Source organism: Vibrio sp. (assembly GCF_050299255.1).
Classification (GTDB): domain Bacteria; phylum Pseudomonadota; class Gammaproteobacteria; order Enterobacterales; family Vibrionaceae; genus Vibrio.
The window spans coordinates 1-21,015 of the sequence record NZ_JBNKVP010000060.1; the positions used below are offsets into that span (position 1 = coordinate 1).

Here is a 21,015-nt window from a genome sequence, read left to right on the forward strand (position 1 = left end):
ATGAAGCCGGTGAAAAAATTGGTGCCAGCCGTACTACGGCCAGGAGATATCTGGAATTTTTGATTGCTTCGGGCGAACTGGAAGCCGATTTAAACTACGGCAGCGTGGGCAGACCAGAGCGTTGTTATCGACGCATTGCTCAATGAGAAATTGGGAAAGGGTAGTTGCGAAAGAAATAATTGGATTTCACCCTTTAGGGGTAGCCGGCTTTATTGATGTTGCGAAAAGTTAAGTGATAATTCAGAGGTTTGCTGGCCAGAACTGAATTAAAAAAGTATAAACAAACATCTTAAGTCGGTTGCGAAATCCAATTGCCTGTTATGTATCGGAGCAGGGACTACTTCGCTGCGTCTTTGAGCAGTTCGATCAGCTCTTGTTCCGTTTTAGGTTCGCGGCTAAGCTCCACTTCAGGAGAAGCACCACCTCTCAATACGTAAGCTTTGGTGCCGCAATGGTCATAGTGATACCAAAGGCCATCGATACATAAATCGGTGTAACATTTTGGGTCTTGTTTCAGTTCCATCGTAGGCTCCATATTTACGTCTGTGTAACAGTAATGAGGTTAGTGTGTTGTTGGAATGTAAAGCTTGATCTAGATCAAGAATGTATTTGTTATACAGATGTGAAATTGTTAGTGTGAAGTATCAAATGCACCACGTTGCAGGCGGAGCAGGCAGATTTAAGTAAAATATTACTGGTTGGATAGGGTTAGCTCGAATTTTGTTCATTTTTCTAAGAAAACGCTGTTTTTTTTAACAATAGATAGTACTGGAGCCGTTTAATTCAAATGGAAAGCATTTTTGTCATTGTACTCTTGCTGGTGGTGTTTTTTATCTTTGTTCAGAAGCGATTGATCAAACCTGACACGCTAAAAGAGAGTGAATATAAGGTAAAAGGGGCGTTACTCAATATGAAAGAAGGAGCGTTTTATAACGCTCTGAATGAAGCGGTGGGTCAACATGGTGTAGTAATGCCAAAAGTGGCGATGAGCCAGATTTTGGCTCCGGTAGCAAAAGATAAGAAGCAGTGGTTTATTGCCAACAGCCGTATTGCAAAAAGCTATTTTGACTATGTTGTCTGTGACCCTCGCAGCCTTGAGGTTCGGGTAGTGATTGAGCTCGATGATGGCCGGCCGTTGGAAAAGGGCAAACTGGAACGGCAGAAACTGTTAATCCATGTGTGTAAATCTGCGAATCTTCCGTTGATCGGGACCTCGATTCGCCACAGCTATCAGGTAAGCCGGTTGCGCCAATTGCTGGCGGCGCATATCGATTTAATTGAACCAGACAAAGAAGTGCGTTTCTGTAAAAAGTGCGGTAGTCCAATGGTGATTAAAACAGCCACTCAAGGCGAGTTTAAAGGACGGCGCTTTTTTACCTGCAGTCGCCAGCCTCACTGCAGTTATACCGAAAACTACAACGTGGTATATCAGGAAGAAATTTAGCCAATATTGTCAGGACCTGTCTGATGTGAAGAGACGCGCCATTGCTTGTGGGGCGTCTTTTTTCCACTGAATCCTGGTTTTCTGTTTGGTCATTTGGAGTGTGCTAATCGACCGGTTTCACCCGGTAGCGGAAACAGTTTGTCATAGGAGAGATTAAAGACAAACGCATAGCAGAGGGCGACCAGGACAAAGCCAATATCGGCAATTAGTGCCTGCCACAGAGTCATATCCAGCTGCCAGGCCAGAAATGGCACTGCGCCAATCAGCAACCCCAGTTCAAACAACAGTGAGTGCAATAGCCGTGCGCGAAACTCTTTGACTGTGTGGCTATAGAGTTGGTAATGCACCTTATCAAACAGGTAGTTAAACAGTGTGTTCCAGCCCACGGTAAATAATGTGATGACAACTGCCAGAAAACCGATAGCAACTATGTCGCGATCAAACACCCACATGGCCAGTGGGATCGTTATAAATAGCAGAAACAGTTCGAACAGGACGGCGTGTCGCATACGATCGAAAGGGGAGCGCATCCAGGCGTGTTGGTTATTTTCGGTTGTCATTGCAGTCAGTTGGTTAATTAAATAGAGCTCGATTGAGCATAGAGCCAGCCATTATCCATGCTGATATCCAGAAAAACTAATTAGAAACTATCAGATATATTCATAGATCCGAAAAATGATTCCGGCGAAAAAAGTAGAGATATGCAATAGCGCCGGATGTGTTCATATAACATGTCGTACTTATTCAAAGGGTTACAATATGCTGACAATTTGAGGAAAATCAAAAGTTAAAGTTCACCGGTAGGTGTTTAAATTGTCAATATATACTAATATTTGAAATGCGAAGAGATTCATTGACCGGAGTGATGCATTGAATATTGATCAGATTACCGCATTTGTCGCAGCAGCAGAACATGGCTCATTTTCAGCGGCAGCCCGACACATAAAAAAGAGCCAAAGCTCTGTCAGTATCGGAGTGAACAATCTTGAGCTCGATTTGGGTGTTACCCTGTTCGATCGTTCAACCAAGTATCCGCAGTTAACCCCACAGGGGAGAAGAGTGCTGGAACAGGCGAAACTGCTGTTGCGCCAAGCCGACCGAATTCGTAACTACTGTAATGCAAATTTAGAAGAGCTGGAAGATAGTCTGACTATAGGCATCGACCCCCTTATCCCGCTAGAAACTATCGATAGTGCCTTGGGTAAACTGATCGAAGAATATCCCTTTGTTCAGGTGAAACTGGAACGTAAGCAGTTGCATGATCTGCATGAAGGCCTGATTAAAGGTGATCTGGACTTGGGCTTTTCTATACCAGACAAGGGGATACCCAGGGGGTTAGAATTTGTCACGGTACTGGATGTGGAATTTGTATATGCATGTAGCCCGGACTCTAAATTGGCAGATATGGAATTGGTCAGTAACGAAAGCTTAATCAGTGAAAGACAAGTAATCTGTTCCAATTTGCTTGAGAACAACCTGTACAATGAAACGGCCATTGTTTCGCAGGATGTCTGGCAGGCAAACAACATGGACGATGTAATACGTTTAATTGAACAAGGCATAGGATGGGGAGTCGTACCATATACAATGTTCAAAGAACGAATGGAATCAGGCACGTTGGTAAAATTTGAGCCTGAGTATCTGAAATATGAAATTCGGGTAGAAGTCGATGCTCTCTGGAGACTGGAAACGGAACTAGGACCGATAGCAACTAACTTAATCGAGATGTTGCAGCAAAAGGTTTAAATTTCTATAACCCACACTTATAGGTCTGCGAATGTACAGTTTGTGAAGCCAATCACAAGCACAGATTATCCTGCAATGACATTCGTTGACCTATATCAATAAAACACCATTCGATTGGTTAGTGTTTAAGCTGTTATTCTTCATCTAACTGATTATTTTAACTGAAAAATCCTTTCAAATTCCCCACTCAAATATATTCGAAAAGTAGATGGTTACTAATTAGATAGTTAATAGTCATATTCTGTAACATAGCCCTGTCTTACCTATACATGAAACCAATACCAATATTGAAGGCAGGTGTTATATGCGCGTTAAAGTAAAACTGTTAGCTGCTACTATCCCGCTGCTACTGGCCGGTTGTAATGCCCCGGCTCCAGAAGAAACCACTGCGATTGTTCCTCAGGTTACTACCTTAAACGTGGAACTTAAAAATGCTGAACTGACCGAACGGTTTGTTGGTAAAACCGAAGCTATCGACAAAGTGGATATCCTTCCTAAAGTGGCGGGCTACATTATCAGCCGCAATTTCAAAGAAGGCGAAGTCGTTAACAAAGGTGACTTACTTTTCCAAATCGACCCAGTTCCTTACCAAATTGAAGTTGAGCGTTTAGATGCTCAATTAGCCGATATTACCGCGCAATATAACATCGCCGATAAGAAATATCAGAAAGCCAAAACACTGGTTAGTAAAGATGCGCTATCCAAATTGGAACTCGATCAAATCAAAGCTGAGCGCGACGCCATTGCAGGTAAAGTAGCGGCGGCAAAGGCAGATTTGAAACGTGCGCAACTAGAATTGGATTACACGCAAATCAAAGCGCCATTTACTGGCTTGATTGGTGCGTCAACCGTAAGCGTAGGCAGCCTGGTTGGCCCAGATTCTACTCCATTAACTCGACTAAACAGCACTGACGGCATTTACGTAAGCATCCAGGTAGATGAAAAAGAGTACCTGAATGACTTACAGAAAAAAGCCATGTCTGGCCATGAAATTGCAGAACCTGCTGTACATCTGGAATTGGCCAATGGCGCTGAATACAACCAGGAAGGCGAAGTTAACTTTATCGATAACCAGGTAGACAAAGCCAATGGTTCGATTCAGTTCCGCTTCAAGTTCCCTAACCCTAACGCACTGCTGGTTCCTGGACAGTTCGTTACTGTGGTAACCAGTGAAACTCAAGTAGAACCGGCAGTGGTTATCCCACAACAGGTTGTACAGGAAGACCAACGTGGCCGTTATGTTCTGACAGTCAATGGTGAGCAAGTTGTTGAAGCCAAATACCTGACTTTAGGCCAGCGTATTGCAGGTGACTGGGTAGTGAAATCCGGTCTGGAAAAAGGCGATCGTGTTATCGTTAAAGGATTACAGCAAGCACGACCAGGAAGCGTTGTTGACGTGGTTGATGCGGGGTAATTCACATGGCTGAGTTTTTCATTAGACGACCAAAATTTGCGATTGTACTGTCAATCGTCATGACACTGGCAGGTTTACTGACGCTGGCAAAAATGCCAGTGTCACAGTTCCCGAATATCGTTCCACCCTCTATCGAAGTTTCTGCGGTATTCCCAGGTGCTGACCACAACACCATTCGTGACACAGTAGCCACCACCATTGAACAAGAGATCAATGGTGTCGAAGGCATGATTTATCTCGATTCAAAATCAAATAACGACAACACTTACATAGCGTATGTCTACTTTGAGATTGGTACTGATCCGGATAAAGCCCAGGTACTGGTGCAAAACCGGGTTAACAAAGCCATGGCCAAGCTGCCTAACGAAGTTAAGCAACAGGGTGTAACGGTTGAGAAAGTTGCCAACAGCATCTTGATGACGGTTAACCCTTATTCCCCTGACGGTACTTATGACAACTTATTCTTGTCTAACTTCGCACAACTGAACTTAGTCGACTCTCTGCTACGTGTTGACGGTGTGGGTAAAGTTCAGGTAATCGGTGAGCAAAAATACTCTATGCGCGTCTGGTTAAACCCAGAAAAAATGGCCGCGAAAGGTATTGCTGCAACTGAGATTGCCAATGCGATTAGCGCACAGAACGCGACAGTTGCGGCGGGTAAACTGGGTGAACGCCCAGGAAAAGGTGGTCAGGTATTCCAGTACACCATTCAGACTCAAGGCCGACTGCCTGATGCACAAGCGTTTGAAAACATTATCTTACGTGCTTCTCCAGATGGTAGCTTTGTATACCTGAAAGACGTAGCCCGCGTTGAGCTTGGTGCTGAGCAGTATGCGGCATTGGCGACACTTAACGGTAACGAAAGTCCAATTCTGGCCATCTATCAGGCTCCAGGCGCTAACGCGATTCAAGTGGCTGAAGATGTCCGTGCTGAGATGGAAAGACTGTCAGAACGCTTCCCAGATGATCTTAAGTATGAAGTGTCATATGACTCGACTACCTATATTAAGATCTCAATGGATGAAGTGTTTGAGACTCTGTACATCGCTCTAGCGCTGGTAGTTGCAGTAACCTTCCTGTTCCTGCAAAGCGTCCGGGCCACACTGATTCCAGCTTTGGCAATTCCCGTGTCTCTGATTGGGACCTTTGTGGTTATGGCCATGATGGGTATCGATATCAATACCATTTCGATGTTCGGTCTGATTCTGGCTATCGGTGTGGTAGTGGATGCGGCCATCGTGGTAATTGAAAACGTTGAACGCTTGATGGAAGAAGAGCATCTGGACGCACCAGAAGCGACCTCTCGCGCCATGAAAGAAGTGACAGGCCCGCTGATTGCCTCGGCGCTGGTACTGCTGGCGGTATTTGGTCCGGTATCTGTAGCGCCAGGCATGGTTGGTAAAATGTACCAGCAGTTCGGTGTGACAATCTCTGTATCGACCATCCTGTCTACCATCGTAGCCCTGACACTGACTCCGGCTTTGTGTGCAGCGTTAATGCGCCACGAAGAGAAGAAAACTCGCGGACCTTTGGCGGCGTTTAACAAAGTTATTGACCGTGTAACTAACGGCTATGTGAAATCAGTAGGTTTCCTGGGTCAACGTCTGCTGGTGTCGACTGTGATTTTTGCCACACTGATCGGCGGTATCGTGGTACTGGGTAAAACAACGCCAACCGACTTCATCCCGGCGGATGACCAGGGCTCGTTCATGATTGACGTCAGTATGCCAGAAGCGACCGCGATGGACCGTACTGAGCCTGTTCTGGACGCATTAGTTGACCAAATCGGTGAACTGCCTGGCGTGAAACACGTTGTTGCAGCAAAAGGCTATAGCTTGCTGAAAGGCGCGGCATCACCTAATGCCGGTATGATGATTGTTGTGTTGGAAGACTGGCATGACCGTACCACCCCTGAAACCAGCGAATTTGCCCTGGTAGCTCAAGTGCAGCAGATGATTGATCAGTCGAAAGACCTGGTGGGTATGGCATTCTCTATGCCAGCAATTCCTGGCCTGGGTAACGCGGGTGGTTTGACCATGCAGCTGGAAGACTTACAGGGTCGCCCGGTTGAAGAGATGGCGCCGGCACTTGAAAACTACATGAACGAGCTGAACAACGCTGATGAAATCGCGATGGCATTCTCTACTTACAGTGCCAATGTACCTCAGCTTTATCTGGACGTAGATCGTGCCAAAGCCATGGCGCTGGGTATTGATATCCAGGAACTGAACCTGACACTGTCTGCGATGATGGGTAACTTGTACGTCAACGACTACACTAAGTTTGGTAAAAACTATCAAGTGAACCTGCTGGCAGAACAAGAGTTCCGTAACGAAGAGACAGACCTAACCCGTATTTATGTCAAAAACATCAACGGCGAGATGATCAAACTGTCGAACGTCGCTGAGTTTGAGCCACTGGTAGGTGCAGACAGCACCGCACGTTACAACCTGTATAGCTCTACTCAAATCATTGCAATGCCAGCCGAAGGTTACAGCTCAGGTGAGGCGATTGCGAAAATGGAAGAGCTGGCCAAAACCGCACTTCCAGAAGGTTACGCAACTGAATGGACCGCGATGACTTACCAAGAGCTGAAAGCGGGTAACTCAGCACCTTACCTGTTCGGTCTGGCACTGCTGTTTACCTACCTGTTCCTGGTAGCTCAGTACGAAAGCTGGTTGATTCCTCTGGCGATTGTGTTGTGTGTTCCAACAGGTGTATTCGGTGCACTGGCGTTTGTTGCCGCTATGGGTGGTACGATTAACCTTTACACTCAGGTCGCACTTATCCTGCTGATTGGTATGGCGAGCCGAAACGCGATACTGATAGTCGAATTTGCGAAAGTCCTGCGTGAAGAGAGAGGCTTATCGATTATTGAATCAGCCAAACAAGCCATCAAACTGCGTATCCGTGCGGTAATGATGACAGCATTTGCCTTCATCCTGGGTGTGGTGCCACTGGTTGTAGCAAGTGGTGCGGGTTCTGCTGGCCTGAATGCCCTGGGTGCAGCGAGCTTCGGTGGCATGCTGGCCGCTACCATCATCGGTTGTTTAATGGTCCCAATCTTCTTTGTCGCACTGCAGCGTCTGCGTGAGGCAAGAAAACCAAAGTCGGTAGAACAGACAGGCGAAGCTGAAGCCAATGCCTAATCTGTGACACTTGCTGTATAGGTGAGAAACCAAGCCCGGCGGTAACGTCGGGCTTTTTTCTGGGCTGTATATCATCTTTGCCTAGTCGGCTGGCCTTCAGTTCCTGTCCCTGTGCATAGTGCAGGTTTTTTGTATCTGAGCACAGGCAAATCTGTTCCAGTTGAGTGACTGGTTCTACCAAGTATGGAAGAGGGATATTCACACTGAAATCTTGATGACTTAGCGGTGGATAACAGTACTCATAGTGGCAGGGGCTGGGTTATCTATGCACAAATAAGCCCGGCATTGGCCGGGCTTATTATGTGTGGCAGGAATAGTCAATGTGGTCCAGTCCGGGCCACTAAACAGCTATGATTACCATGCACTGCCAAACTGGATGTATAGCGCGGTCTCTTTGGGGCCTTGCGCCACGTCTAAGCCACTGGTTATGCCCAGTTGGCGTGCGATGAGGTAACGAAAACCGCCACCGCCGGTAGTAGACCAGTTAGCATCGCGAAGATTTTTTTGATGATCATAAGCGGTGGCGATACCGGCAAAGGTTAGTACCGTCCAGCGGTCATCTATATCGTAACTCAGTTCTGCTTCCATCAGGGCAGCATTGTCGTTACGCATGGTCATCGCAGCAATACCGCGCATCTCTACATACGGAGAGGAGTAAAACGGTGCTTCACCATCGAGGGTTTTATAATCACCTCGTAATGCCAGCCCCCATTTGTCCGTAAGACGTTGGTAATTCTGCACGTAGGCGTGGTAACGGTTAAAATTGTGGTCTCCACCCAGTGTTTTACGGTGGCCATTCCACTTCAACCCGGCATGAGTTCCGGTTTTCGGCGCGATCTGGTTGTTACGGCTGTCATAAGTTAGCTTAAGAGACAGGTCGGCATCTTTGCTTTCAGGCGAGGGGATTTCACCTTCTATATCTTTCATATCGGTAAACGTGCTTACCGAGTTCATATAGGTGTAGCCCGCGCCGAAAAAGACGTTGCTGTCACCCAGCCGGATATCCAGCTCCTGGAAAAAGTAATTCCCTTCAGTATTGATTGACGCATCGGTTCCCAGGGCAGGAAAATTGTAGACAAGATTAACGTCCGCTTTAAACAAACCGCCCATATAGCGTACGCGATCATTCAGCCAGTTACCGGAGTGAAAAGCACCGTAGACCTTGGTTCCATTTTCGGTCGATAACCCAACTAACCCGGACACGCTGGCAGGAACATCTGCGACTTGTTCTCCCGCTTCGCGTCTCGCTTTACGCTCCGCAGATTCATGGAAAAATAGCAAGGCGCCACCGCCGCCCATACCCACAGCCGGGTCGGTGATCATAATCGGTACCGGTAGAAAGCCCGCTGCGTTGTCCAAAATAAACTGGCTCGCATCTAATCGTCCATCAACGGGATCGATAAACTGATTGCTAGCTACAGCTGGGTTGCTGATAAAAAAGCCGCCACTCATATACATAGCCACGAGTAGGCGTGATTTAGATAAATAACTCATTTTACCTCTGGTTGACCTTACCAGAGACCGGCAAACAGAGGCCCTGGAATAAAAAATAAAGTATTTATTCTAAATCACCACGTCATGGCACTTTAGTTATGTGTTATTTGAATATCGAATAGGTCGGTGGTGTTTGCCAACTGGCAAGCTAAATCGAGCCTTTTTTTGCCTGTTAGATGAGAGCAATAACTAAGCTAAAGACTAAACCTATGCGAAAACCGAATATTACTTAACTGTGTCAATTTAGCAGAAGTTTGCATAATGCACTCATTCCTCCACAAACTGGGTTTCATATTATGAAAAAGTCTCTGTTAGCTTTAATCATCGCCGCAACTAGCGCGGGTGCCATGGCTGCTGATGTTCAAGAAGAAAAAGTCAACTACGGTGATCCAACTGCTAGTTTCTCGATGCTGGGTGGCGCAGTGAACAAGGACAAAGTTCAGTTAAATACCATGTATGGTATGGGTGAACATATTTTCCAAGGTGACCTGGGTTACAGCACTGATAAAGATACCCCGTCTGACAAGAAATTTGACTACCGCGTACGCTACTTCAATGTAACTGATGGCCTGGGTTTTTCTGCTGACGTACTAGGTAACGCAGATAAAACTACTGCAATGGGTGGTATGATTTACAAATTTGATCTTACGCCTCAGGCGATGGTATTCCCAATGCTAAGCCTTGGTCGTCAGTTTGTTCATGACGGTGCAGACAAATCCACTCACGTTGGCCTAAATTCAGACAGCAACGTGGCGCAAGTTGGTGTTTACGCGATGTACGCGTTTGAAGCAGGCCACTGGCTGTATGCTAACCCTAAAACGACTTACGTGTTCGAAGCTGAAGAAAACATCAACCAAGTTGAAGTTGGTGGCGGTTACATGGTAGCTGACGCGGCATCAGTAGGTTTCAAAGTTGAGTACACTGGCGAAATCAAAGGTACTGCGAAAAACGGTATTGGCGCTGGCAACACTCAAAAAGAAGACACTGTTTTCTGGCTAAACGCTGCAACTTACTTCTAATTAGTACTAGTAAGTCATACGCCAAGAAAAATGCCCTGTCACAGACAGGGCATTGTTGTATCGGCAACCTGGAAAGAGAGTTAATAAGCCAATACTTAAAAACGGTTGGCAAAGCCAAGGATAACTGAATCGGTATGGTATGTAGCCCGGGTACTGTCCCACTCGGCTTTGGAATAGCCATATTTCAGGCTGAAATCCCAATCTGGATTCAATTCATAATTCAATCCAGTTTCAATCATCCTGACCTGGTTTCCCGTCAGTGTCTGGTATCGGGCCATCAAAATGGCCGATAAATCTCCAATCAGTCGATAGCTGGCTTTCCCTGAGATACTAGGCATAAATTGAACATCGCCTTCATTGGCATATAAGCCTCCGGTCAGGTAATCCGTTTCAAGCTCGACCCAGTAAGCATATAGCCCCGCGCCAGCGCTTAATTGTAGTCGGTCATTAATAGGGTAGTGATGGTAATAACTACCGCCTAAGCCCCACTGTTTAAACGCTACGTAAAGATCATCACCCGCTTGATACTGTTTACCGCCAACCTCTAACGGCGCGGCTAACGTACCAAAACGGCGAGTTTCATTGGGCGAAAACTCAAGTTCCAAAGAGTTTTGTTTATCTAACTGGTACTCGTAGACTACAGTTGAAAATGGTTGATGGTCATCCACCAGTTGAGAGTTCGGCATCAGATCTTTGGCACCGGCTTCACCAAGAGAGTCGGTCATATTAAAACCGATATTTAGCTCAAAGCGATGACGGTTCGGGCGGCGCAATTCACCATTTCCACGTTTGGCATTTTGATCGTACTGCAATGCGTTAGTGGGGATCGTGACTCCCATGGTAAAACCGCCGTCTTCGTTAGGGTAAATACCACCACTGATGCCTTCGTTGCTGTACGGCGAAACAAAATACTGATTGATCAGAAATGCGATCCCCGCACCGGCTAACACATCATCAGTATAGTGTCGCCGGCCGTGTACCCGGCTGGCTGCCACAAAAGTAGCGCCTAAATAGGCGGGAATGCCCCAAGCGCTGCCGTAACGAGATTGCAGAAAAGCTGCGCCAGAAAAGGCACCGGCAGAGTGCCCGGACGGGAACGACTTGTAACTGCCGCCGGCGATATCAGAATTGGGTCGATAGCGGCCAACGGTGTCTTTGGTTACTTCCACGATCCCCTGGGTGACCAAGCCCGATAGCGTTAGCTGTTTAGCCCCCTCAAAATCGTCGTGCAGCCAGGCAGCAAAATAGCCAGTCGCGGGGATGGCCAGTACCAATACGTCTCCGGCATCAACAATACTGTCGCCAATTGATTCATTAATGGCGTTGTATGGGGTTTCTGCCCACACAGCCTGACTGATTAAACTTGCCGCGAGAGCCGGCAGGTATATCCTTTTACCCATGACGAATCCTCCGGTTAATAGTGATTAGTTACTGAAATTACAATTGATTCGGTGTGGTATTGGATATTGGTTTTGTCCCACTTATTTTTGGAGGTATTGTATTTCAAACCCATTTCCCACTCTGGATTGAAACTATAATTGAATCCGCTTTCGACATTGTAAGCGTAGTCACTACCAATTGTCTGATAGTCACCCCGGACTCGTATTCCCCACTGGTCAGTTAAGGCATAGTCCGCCTGGAGGGTGATAGACGGCATCAGTACGTTTTCTTTATCAGAGCCATGACGGCCGCCATTGTCGAGGTCGCCTTCCAGTACCAACGCATAACCATACAAGCCTAAACCGCCGGTAAGGTTGAACTGCTCGGAAAGTTGATAATGGCGTAGATAGTTGGCACCGAGACTCCACTGACGCAGGGCGATAAACACGGTTTCTCCGGTTTGGTAGGTTTTGCCGCCAATGGAAAAGTCATTGCTGACCAATCCAGAACGGCGGGTTTCATTTGGTGCGAAGTTCAGTTCAAAGGAGCTGGCATCATCTAACTTATAACCGTAACGGACCGCAGCAAACGGCTGACTAGGATCCAGTGGCGTCGTGGAGCGGAGCGTATTATTGGCGCCAAGATCAGCCATAGTGTCATAGGTATTAAACCCGACATCTAAGCTAAAGGAATGGTTTCTTTCTTTGAACGATGGCTGCGATGTTCGGGTGGCATTAGTGTCGTAGCTAAGCGCATCATTGGATATGGCGACATTGACCATCACGCCGTCTTGGGTTGGGGCCGCGCTTAAATTGACGCCTTCTGGCGTATAAGGAGAGACAAAATACTGGTTAACTAAGAACGCAATTCCGGCACCGGCCACTACATCATCGGCGTAGTGGCGGTTACCATATATCCGGCTGGCACCAACATAAGTAGCGGCTACATAACCGGGGATACCCCAGGCTGCACCATAACGGGATTGTAAGAATGCTGCTCCGGAAAATGCCGCTGCGGTATGCCCGGATGGAAACGAAGCCGTGTTCGAAACATTCGGCCGGGTACGGCCTACAGCAAACTTGCCTGCTTGTACTACCGCAATGGTCGTACCAAGCGAGTAAGTTAACTGTTTGGCACCTTCGGCATCGCTATGTATCCAGGCTGCCAGCAGGCCCGTTGCGGGTACGGCAATCTGAATGTAGTCGCCTGCTTCGACGTAACCATCAGAAATTGCATCGGTTATGGCATTCTCTGCCTGTACGGACTGAGCGGCGAAGGCCGCCGCAATAAAAAGCGGAAGGGGATTTTTTGTCATTAACGTCACCACTACTTAAGACAAACTAGCGTTACTCATCTGTAAACACTGAATTTTTTAATCTACTAGGCTAAGTATAGATTGTAGTTTGTGGCGGTTAAGATTGATAATCGTAAAACACACCTTGTTACACATAGTAATGGTTTAAATGCATGGAAAACTGACATTACCAACAGAGTGGATATTTTTTAACGTATTGAATTGATTAGTCAAATAATCCGGCTTGGTTTAAGGTTTGATTATAATCAAATAGGTCAGGTGAATTGCTTTACCTCATTTCATTCTGTTGGCTTTGTGACATGGCTACCAGTCTGCCAAAGCTGGCAGGGTCACTCTGCGAGTGGGGGAGCAGCAGTAGCTGGGTGAAAAATCAGACAAACTGTGCAGATAAGCGCCAAACGGTTCAAAATAGCTGAAATTGGACTTGCACCCGGAAATAACACCCGTTAATATCCCTCTCGTTCTCAAGGAATGCGTCCGTAGCTCAGTTGGTTAGAGCACCACCTTGACATGGTGGGGGTCGGTGATTCGAGTTCACTCGGACGCACCATTCCTGACTGCATTGTTATGCAGCTGAACAAAAATTTGGGTCCGTAGCTCAGTTGGTTAGAGTACTACCTTGACATGGTAGGGGTCGGCGATTCGAGTTCGCCCGGACCCACCAAATTTAAACAAAGCCCCGCCTAGTGCGGGGCTTTGTTGTTTCTGGACCTGAACAGCGCTCTCTCTACTGTCACAAGTGGGCCGCGCCATACCTATGCAGGGTTTGGTGAATCCATCCGGCATTGAACATCTATGTAAACGTATAAGCTGACCTTTGGCCACAAATTACACTATTGCCCCACTCAATAAGTACAGATTAGCAAGTGCTCAACTTAGCTATTATGTACAGACATATACATTAGTGTAAACGTTGCTTATTTATATCTGAAATATTGCTCGTAATAGCGAAATATATGTTCCCAATCCTCTAATAAGCTTGGTTTTTAGATTTGTAATCGTTGTCACAGATCTCTTGTGAGGAGCGCATACAGATACTGAAACTGCGCTATGGTAGGCCACTTGTGCTCAATATCGTTGTGTTAGGGCGTTCTATCTGTCTTGAATGCCAACCTTGCCTTTGGTTTTGTTCAGACTTGGCAGACGATATTGAATCTTTAAACAGTCTTTAAATGGATTTTCTAAGATCTATCGCATGAAAATAAATGATCACGCTCCGATAGCACCTTACTTCGCTGATGAAACACGCTATGAATCGATGTCGTATCGTCGCTGTGGTAACAGTGGCCTGCGTCTGCCTGCACTGTCACTCGGGTTATGGCACAACTTTGGTCAGTATGACTCGTTTGCCAACGCACGCCTAATCCTCCGTCGAGCATTTGATTTGGGAATCACCCACTTTGATTTGGCGAACAATTATGGGCCACCATATGGCTCTGCAGAAGAAACGCTGGGCCGGATTATGTCTCAGGATCTCGCTTGTTATCGTGATGAGCTAATTATCTCAACCAAGGCTGGTTATGATATGTGGCCAGGACCTTATGGTGTTGGTGGCTCGCGTAAGTATCTGGTGTCTAGTTTAGACAAATCTCTGAAACGGATGAATCTGGATTATGTGGATGTTTTTTACCATCACACCCCCGATCCAGAAACTCCTATGGAAGAGACAATATCTACCTTAGATATGTTGGTTCGCCAGGGTAAAGCACTCTATGTTGGTCTGTCCAATTATTCTCCTGAGCAAACTAAACAGGCACTAAAGCTATTTGAGCAGTTGGGGACGCCATGCCTGGTGCATCAGGCCAGGTATTCGATGTTTGATAGGCAAGTAGAAGAGGGATTGCTCGATACATTAGCTGAAGCCGGGGTAGGAATGGTTGCGTTTTCGCCATTAGCGCAAGGGCTATTAACTGAAAGATACTTGAACGGCATTCCACAGGGCTCTCGTGCTGATAATCAGCGTTCCTATTTAGATCCCAATCTGGTTGAACATTGCCAACCGAAAATCAAAGCGCTGGCGGCTATCGCCGATCAACGCGGGCAGTCCCTTGCTCAAATGGCACTGGCCTGGCTGCTTAATGATCAACGTGTTTCTTCAGTACTGATTGGCTCTAGCTCACCAGAACAACTGTGCGAAAATGTTGCTGCGGTGAATTGTTTGGAGTTTTCGGAATCAGAAATCGTAAATATTCGTAAAATTCTCGCTAAAAACTAACTGATACCCATGTCAGGGCTTGGATTTTGAAAAACCTTGCCCTGACTATTACCTTGATTTCTGGGCTTAACGAGATCTTCGTATTCGATATGCATATCCTCATGTTTTCACGTTATGGATCCAAACATACCTTGTTATTTTCCATAAATCGGACGCTTCCATGCTCAGATTTATAGTCAGCATCGAGCTGGCTTTGGTTATTAGTGCGCTTGGCTTTTTTCGATACCCGGATTGACTTCGCTTTATGGACGATTCAATCACAACAGTACAGCAACAGCCTTAGTGTCATTTTTGTTTGGCGATATAACGCAATATACCTCCGGCGTTGAAGTACTCAAGCTCTCTCTGATTGTCGATTCGAGTGAGCACAGAGACCAAATGTTCCGAACCGTGATCAGTCACAATGACGATGTTAAACTCTAACAAAGGTTTTAGTTTTTCGTTCAGTACAACAAAAATCGTTTCATTTCCTTTAAGTGTAAGCTTATCAAGTTCATCCGGTCTGCTGAGTTGAAGTGGCAATATACCCATTCCAACCAAGTTACTGCGATGAATACGTTCAAAAGATTCTGCGATTACCGCACGTACATTTAACAGCAAGCATCCTTTAGCCGCCCAATCGCGGCTAGATCCGGTACCGTATTCTTTTCCTGCAAAGATGACCAAAGGAACCTTGTGAGCAATAGCAAATTGACTCGCCTCATAAATTGGTATCACTTCAGGGACCAAACCACTGGTCGACATATTGAACCCATCTAACACGACATCACCGTAACAACGAGTAAAACCTCCAGTAATAGGCGAAACCATCTTGTTTTTTAAACGTCCATTGGCAAACGTCCCCCGTACCATTACCTCATGGTTTCCGCGCCGGGATCCGTAGCTATTGAAATCCCTTACCGTTACGTTGTGAGAGAGCAGGTATTGACCAGCGGGGCTGCTTTCAGCAATTTGTCCAGCTGGCGAAATATGGTCGGTGGTAATAGAATCGCCAAAGATTGCTAATATACGAGCGGATTCGATTGGCAGGGTTTGATGTTCACGCTCAAAAAACGGTGGGCGCTGAATATATGTAGATGAGGGATTCCAGGGGTAACAGAGACTGTCTTCCACAGTTAAGTTTTGCCATTCCTGATCCCCTTGTTCAATATCTTGGTAACTTAACCTGAAATGGCTCTGGTGCACTTGGTCTAAAGCATCTTTGATCATTTCCTCACTTGGCCATAAGTCTTTTAAATAAATTTTCTCCCCGGCATCATTGGTCGCAATTGGCTCTTTAAGGAGATTAATCCGTGTATGTCCCACCAGCGCAAAAGCAACTACCAACGGTGGAGATGCGAGCCAATTTAGCCGAACGGATGGGTGAATCCGTCCTTCGAAATTGCGGTTACCTGATAATACTGCACAGACGTTCAGGTCGTTTTGGCTAATTTCACTTTCAAGAGAATCTTTGAGAGGACCTGAGTTACCAATACACGTAGTACAACCATAGCCGACTCGTTGAAACCCTAATCTGTCAAGGAAGTGCTGAAATCCGGTATCGTTAAGATACATTGCGACAGCCTGAGAACCTGGTGCAAGCGAGGTTTTTACATGGGAAGGTACTGATAAGCCTTTTTCTACCGCAGCTTTTGCCACTAAACCGGCGGTTAACATTACTGTCGGGTTGGACGTATTGGTACAGGAAGTAATAGCTGCGATCACAACATCGCCATGAGTTATTCGAGTATGAGGTGAATTATCTGGAAATGAGCTTTCTTCAACACTCTTACCGTCAATAGCACATTGATCCAAAGTGGCTTGTTTAATATCACTAAGCTTATGGCGATCTTGTGGGCGCTTCGGTCCAGCCACCGAGGATTCTATAGTGGATAAGTCGACTTTGATGTTTTCCTGGTAATCAGGGTACGGGGTATTCGTATCCCACCAAAGTCCTTGCTCTTGTGCGTATATTTTAACTCTGTCTATCACAGATAAAGGGCGATTGGTCAGGGTTAAATACTCTATGACTTTTTCATCAATAGGAAATAACCCACATGTGGCACCATATTCCGGCGCCATATTGGAGAGAGTGGCTCGGTCTGCTACTGAGAGGTTTGCCAATCCTGAGCCATAATATTCTACGTATTTTCCCACGACACCATGTGACCTGAGCTGTTCTGTTATGGTCAACACAAGATCGGTAGCGGTCACACCCGCTCTCAGTTCACCCTCGAGACAAACCCCTACGATACAAGGCAGATTGATACTTATTGGCTGTCCAAGCATTGCCGATTCTGCTTCGATACCTCCGACTCCCCAGCCGAGTACGCCCAACCCATTAACCATAGTGGTATGACTGTCAGTGCCAACCAAAGTATCGGGGAGCAACACGTTTTGCTCTTCACGAACAATCTGGGCCAAATATTCCAAGTTTACTTGGTGACATATTCCCCTCCCCGGGGGAATCACGGTCAGATTCTGAAAACTTGCTTGTGCCCATTTTAAAAACTGGTATCGCTCCCGGTTTTGTTTCATTTCTTGTTGCCGATTAGCCAGCAACGCAGAAGCTGTACCGGCTTGCTCCGCAATGACAGAGTGATCGATGACAAGGTCAACTGGACAAACCGGATTGATAGATTCCGGATCGCCACCGCCTTGAGAAACCGCGTCCCGCATAGCGGCAAGATCAACCAGCGCAGGCACTCCCGTGTAGTCCTGCATTAGAACTCGGCTAGGGTAAAAATAGAACTCTGTAATTGATGCTTTACTGCCTGGTTTTCGTGCTGTCGTATTGAGACAAAGTGCAGCGACCGTATCAGAAGTTGTGGTGGGGGTCTCGTAATGGCGCATGACATTTTCAAGCAGTAGCCTTGTGGTAAATGGTAACTGAGACAACGTCACCTGATAATCTCTGGCCAATTCTTTCAAAGACCAATAATGGTAATCAGTACCTTTTATACCCAGTGTTTTAAGGTATCGTTTACGCCAGGTTTGTTCATTACTCGGGAACATCTTGATTTCCTCTTTTCATTGACACTCGTTCGATATATAGGAATGAATGTCAGTTAACTGTTGAGGGCATTACATCTCGTTTTATAAGCCAACGTAGCGTGATGATCCCCGCCAAAGCAGAAAACAAAGAAGCAGATAAAATAGCGAGCTTTCCAACATCGACGAGGGCCGAACTTAAAGCCAGATTGGCAATAAATAGCGACATGGTAAAGCCTGTACCGGCAAGCATTCCTCCTGCCCATACATAACGCCAGGGCAGATCCGGAGGACGTATCGCCAGCTTTAAATGCGTCGCTAATGAACAGAAGACAAAAATGCCAATGGGTTTTCCGAGAACCAGGCCAGCGAATATCGCCATATACAAAGATCCAGATAACTCAGAAAAAGAAATGGTGACGCCTGCATTTGCAAAAGCGAATAGAGGCATGATTACAAAGCCAACCCAGGGGTGAAGCAGCATCTCCAATCTTTCCAACGGTGAAAGCGCTTCACGTGCCGCGGCTTGAGCTGTTTTTAGTGCCTGGCGATCAATCTGGGCTTTCCCTGATTGGTTGAGTAAAGGCTTTGGGGCAACGCATTCCATGATGGAGAGTAAACGTTGCTTGTTGACCCAGCGTATCGTGGGAGTCATCAGTCCTAATACCACACCAGTGATAGTCGGGTGTATCCCTGAAGCATCGAAAGCAAACCAGATAAGACTGCCTAGCAACAGATACACAGCAACGCTTCGAATACCGATCATTGACAAAGCGTTGGTGACTAACAGTCCGACAATCGCTAATGCAACGTATGTGACCTGGATTATTTCGCCGTAAGCAATGGCGACAACAGTTATGGCTCCTATGTCATCGATAATCGCCAACGAAAGCATAAACGCGCGTAAACTGTGTGGAACTTTAGACCCAAGAAGCGCAAGACACGCAATAACAAATGCTGTATCTGTTGTCATCACAATACCCCAGCCATACTCACCGGGCTGATTTTTTTGGAGAACAAGATAAATTATTGCCGGAACTAACATTCCCCCAATAGCGCCCGAAATAGATAACATCGCAAGACGTAGTGTCTTTAATTCCCCTAATACTATTTCTCGCTTAAGTTCAAGAGCGACCAGAAAGAAGAACAATGTCATTAACGCATCATTAATCCATTTCTGCATTGAGCGTGAGTACTCAAAAGTGCCCACTGAAAGCCCGACAGGGACATTCCATAACCCCATAAACTCGTCAGCCCATGGAGAATTAGCAAGTGTTAGGGCAATAACGGTCGCTATAAGTAAGACGGCACCAGCCGCTGCTTCAACTTTTAGGAAACGAGTTATCGGCTGAGTGATCCAGTCTACATATTCTTTAGGCAGTTGGGTGGGATGTCCGCGTTCGTCAGACCGTAACGTATGATTTTTCATCGCGAATCCGATAAACGTAACTTATCGTCCGGCTCCTTTAAGCGTCTAACCAGCCTAGCTAACTCACTTCCTGGTGTTAGTAATGAGGTGTTGCTTTCAAGGTTTATAGACTGGTCAGTGTCCGGAGTTAGGGTAAAACCATACAGGTTTAAGTAGTGTGAAATCGGGGCGCTGCCTCGTGCCACTTCGCCAAGCGGTTTCTCAATATTTAGATTTAGTTTAGCTTGGTTAACTTCCTTACAGGAATCGTGCCCAGGTTTGGGGGGCGTAACGTTGTTTGACTCTAATTGCGAGTCAAATCCATGAAAAATTCTGTGATTGGTATAGGACGACGAGGCTTTAACAAAGGACATAATCATTGCCTCGATAGTAGCGAATGATTGTGATTAAAAACAACAACCCAATATTTAAGTGTGGGTTGTTAAAGCACAGTATGCAAGTCGCACAAGATTAAAGTAGTGCAACTCTGCGTCATTGAGACTACGTTTGAAATATGTTTGTGCGCCTAATATTTCAAAAATATATTTTTAGTTGGGCCCGATTTCAGATAATAAGTGCGACATTCATGGAAAGGTGTAGAAGAGGAGGCCAACTGCTAAAAGTGGTACGCTCTTCTCGTCAAAGAAACAAGCAGTACTACCATGAATTATCAGCAGTTGACCGAGGGCAGAAGATATCAGATTTCGGCTCTTTTGGAACGGGGAATTTCGGTTTCTGAAATAGCTAAAACTGTTCAGTGCCATCGCTCTACGGTATACCGGGAGCTTAAACGCGGCCGCAAGGGCAGACATTATTGTCCTAACGAAGCCCAGATGTTATCAATCAAAAAACGCACATCAGCGCGTAAATACCGTATACCACAGGAGCGTGTTGATTTTATCCGCTTGCTTTTAGAAGCGGATTGGAGCCCAGAGCAAATTTCCAGTGTATTAACGAAAGTCGGTGCCGCTGTCAGCCATGAGTGGATCTACCGATTTGTTGCACAGGATAAACGCTTGGGTGGCAAGCTATATCGCCATTTGAGACAAGGACACAAGCGGTATCGTCGCGGTAAAAAAGAAAAAGCGCCCGCTATCAAGAATGCCGTTTCTATCGATGTTCGGCCAAGCATCGTTGACAGTAAGGAGCGATTTGGTGATTGGGAAATCGACACTGTCTTAGGCAAACACGGCACTGGGGCTATGGTGACTATTTTGGAGCGTAAAACACGATTTTACGTGGTAAAAAAAGTGCCATCTAAGTCAGCAGATGATGTCACCAAAGCAACCATAGAGCTACTCATGCCTTATAAGGAGCATGTGCATACCATCACGGCAGATAACGGGAGAGAGTTTGCAGGTCATGAAACCATCGCAAAGGAGTTGGAAGCTGATGTGTATTTTGCCCACCCTTATAGCTCTTGGGAGCGTGGAGCCAATGAGAATGCTAACGGCCTTTTAA

At 46.2% G+C, this 21,015-nt stretch carries 14 protein-coding genes, 2 tRNA genes and 1 pseudogene; 10 read left to right on the forward strand and 7 right to left on the reverse strand.

All coding sequences use genetic code 11. The annotated features are described in order from the left end of the window. A pseudogene (locus tag ACQY6F_RS14210) lies at positions 1-146 on the forward strand (two-component system response regulator); the annotation flags it as partial. A gap of 191 nt (positions 147-337) precedes the next feature. Here the strand turns inward: ACQY6F_RS14210 and ACQY6F_RS14215 are convergent. Next, complete coding sequence (locus ACQY6F_RS14215) at positions 338-523, reverse strand: hypothetical protein (protein ID WP_428775281.1); 186 nt, start codon at positions 521-523, stop codon at positions 338-340. A 264-nt stretch (positions 524-787) separates the two neighbouring features. Here ACQY6F_RS14215 and ACQY6F_RS14220 point away from each other — a divergent pair, with 264 nt between their 5' ends. After that, entirely contained in the window at positions 788-1,444 is a 657-nt protein-coding gene (locus tag ACQY6F_RS14220) for a DUF2726 domain-containing protein (protein WP_428775283.1), read from the forward strand. A gap of 89 nt (positions 1,445-1,533) precedes the next feature. Here ACQY6F_RS14220 and ACQY6F_RS14225 read toward each other — a convergent pair whose 3' ends face one another. Beyond that, positions 1,534-2,004, reverse strand: coding sequence for a PACE efflux transporter (locus ACQY6F_RS14225; RefSeq protein WP_428775284.1), 471 nt, complete (start codon positions 2,002-2,004; stop codon positions 1,534-1,536). Between the two features lie 310 nt (positions 2,005-2,314). Here ACQY6F_RS14225 and ACQY6F_RS14230 point away from each other — a divergent pair, with 310 nt between their 5' ends. The 3 genes from ACQY6F_RS14230 (at position 2,315) to ACQY6F_RS14240 (ending at position 7,753) form a co-directional block, all read left to right on the forward strand. Next, the gene (locus ACQY6F_RS14230) at positions 2,315-3,190 is read left to right on the forward strand and encodes a LysR family transcriptional regulator (RefSeq protein ID WP_428775285.1); all 876 of its coding nucleotides are present in this window, start codon (positions 2,315-2,317) and stop codon (positions 3,188-3,190) included. A gap of 304 nt (positions 3,191-3,494) precedes the next feature. Beyond that, complete coding sequence (locus ACQY6F_RS14235) at positions 3,495-4,604, forward strand: efflux RND transporter periplasmic adaptor subunit (protein ID WP_428775286.1); 1,110 nt, start codon at positions 3,495-3,497, stop codon at positions 4,602-4,604. Between the two features lie 5 nt (positions 4,605-4,609). Beyond that, positions 4,610-7,753 (forward strand): efflux RND transporter permease subunit, encoded by a 3,144-nt coding sequence (locus tag ACQY6F_RS14240; RefSeq protein WP_428775288.1) that lies wholly within the window; start codon positions 4,610-4,612, stop codon positions 7,751-7,753. Between the two features lie 354 nt (positions 7,754-8,107). Here ACQY6F_RS14240 and ACQY6F_RS14245 read toward each other — a convergent pair whose 3' ends face one another. After that, a complete protein-coding gene (locus ACQY6F_RS14245) occupies positions 8,108-9,247 on the reverse strand; it encodes a BamA/TamA family outer membrane protein (RefSeq protein WP_428775289.1) in 1,140 nt (379 codons plus the stop codon). A gap of 296 nt (positions 9,248-9,543) precedes the next feature. Between ACQY6F_RS14245 and ACQY6F_RS14250 the strand changes: the two genes are divergently transcribed. Beyond that, positions 9,544-10,266, forward strand: coding sequence for a hypothetical protein (locus ACQY6F_RS14250; RefSeq protein ID WP_428775290.1), 723 nt, complete (start codon positions 9,544-9,546; stop codon positions 10,264-10,266). Positions 10,267-10,361: 95 nt separating this feature from the next. On the opposite strand, the gene ACQY6F_RS14255 is transcribed toward ACQY6F_RS14250, so the two are convergent. After that, on the reverse strand, positions 10,362-11,666 hold the full coding sequence (locus ACQY6F_RS14255) for a phosphatase PAP2 family protein (protein ID WP_428775291.1): 1,305 nt from the start codon (positions 11,664-11,666) through the stop codon (positions 10,362-10,364). A 14-nt stretch (positions 11,667-11,680) separates the two neighbouring features. After that, the gene (locus ACQY6F_RS14260) at positions 11,681-12,961 is read right to left on the reverse strand and encodes a phosphatase PAP2 family protein (protein ID WP_428775292.1); all 1,281 of its coding nucleotides are present in this window, start codon (positions 12,959-12,961) and stop codon (positions 11,681-11,683) included. Between the two features lie 473 nt (positions 12,962-13,434). Here ACQY6F_RS14260 and ACQY6F_RS14265 point away from each other — a divergent pair. The 3 genes from ACQY6F_RS14265 to mgrA all read left to right on the forward strand — a co-directional run bounded on the left by ACQY6F_RS14265 (position 13,435) and on the right by mgrA (position 15,176). Next, positions 13,435-13,511: transfer RNA gene (locus ACQY6F_RS14265), tRNA-Val, on the forward strand. Positions 13,512-13,548: 37 nt separating this feature from the next. Beyond that, positions 13,549-13,625: transfer RNA gene (locus ACQY6F_RS14270), tRNA-Val, on the forward strand. Positions 13,626-14,156: 531 nt separating this feature from the next. Further along, positions 14,157-15,176, forward strand: coding sequence for an L-glyceraldehyde 3-phosphate reductase (gene mgrA, locus ACQY6F_RS14275; protein ID WP_428775293.1), 1,020 nt, complete (start codon positions 14,157-14,159; stop codon positions 15,174-15,176). Positions 15,177-15,461: 285 nt separating this feature from the next. On the opposite strand, the gene acnA is transcribed toward mgrA, so the two are convergent. Beyond that, on the reverse strand, positions 15,462-18,170 hold the full coding sequence (gene acnA / locus ACQY6F_RS14280) for an aconitate hydratase AcnA (protein ID WP_428775294.1): 2,709 nt from the start codon (positions 18,168-18,170) through the stop codon (positions 15,462-15,464). Positions 18,171-18,219: 49 nt separating this feature from the next. After that, positions 18,220-19,575 (reverse strand): Na+/H+ antiporter NhaA, encoded by a 1,356-nt coding sequence (gene nhaA / locus ACQY6F_RS14285; RefSeq protein ID WP_428775296.1) that lies wholly within the window; start codon positions 19,573-19,575, stop codon positions 18,220-18,222. Between the two features lie 641 nt (positions 19,576-20,216). Here nhaA and ACQY6F_RS14290 point away from each other — a divergent pair. Then, a partial coding sequence (locus ACQY6F_RS14290) for an IS30 family transposase (RefSeq protein ID WP_428775297.1) occupies positions 20,217-21,015 on the forward strand: 799 nt, incomplete at its 3' end.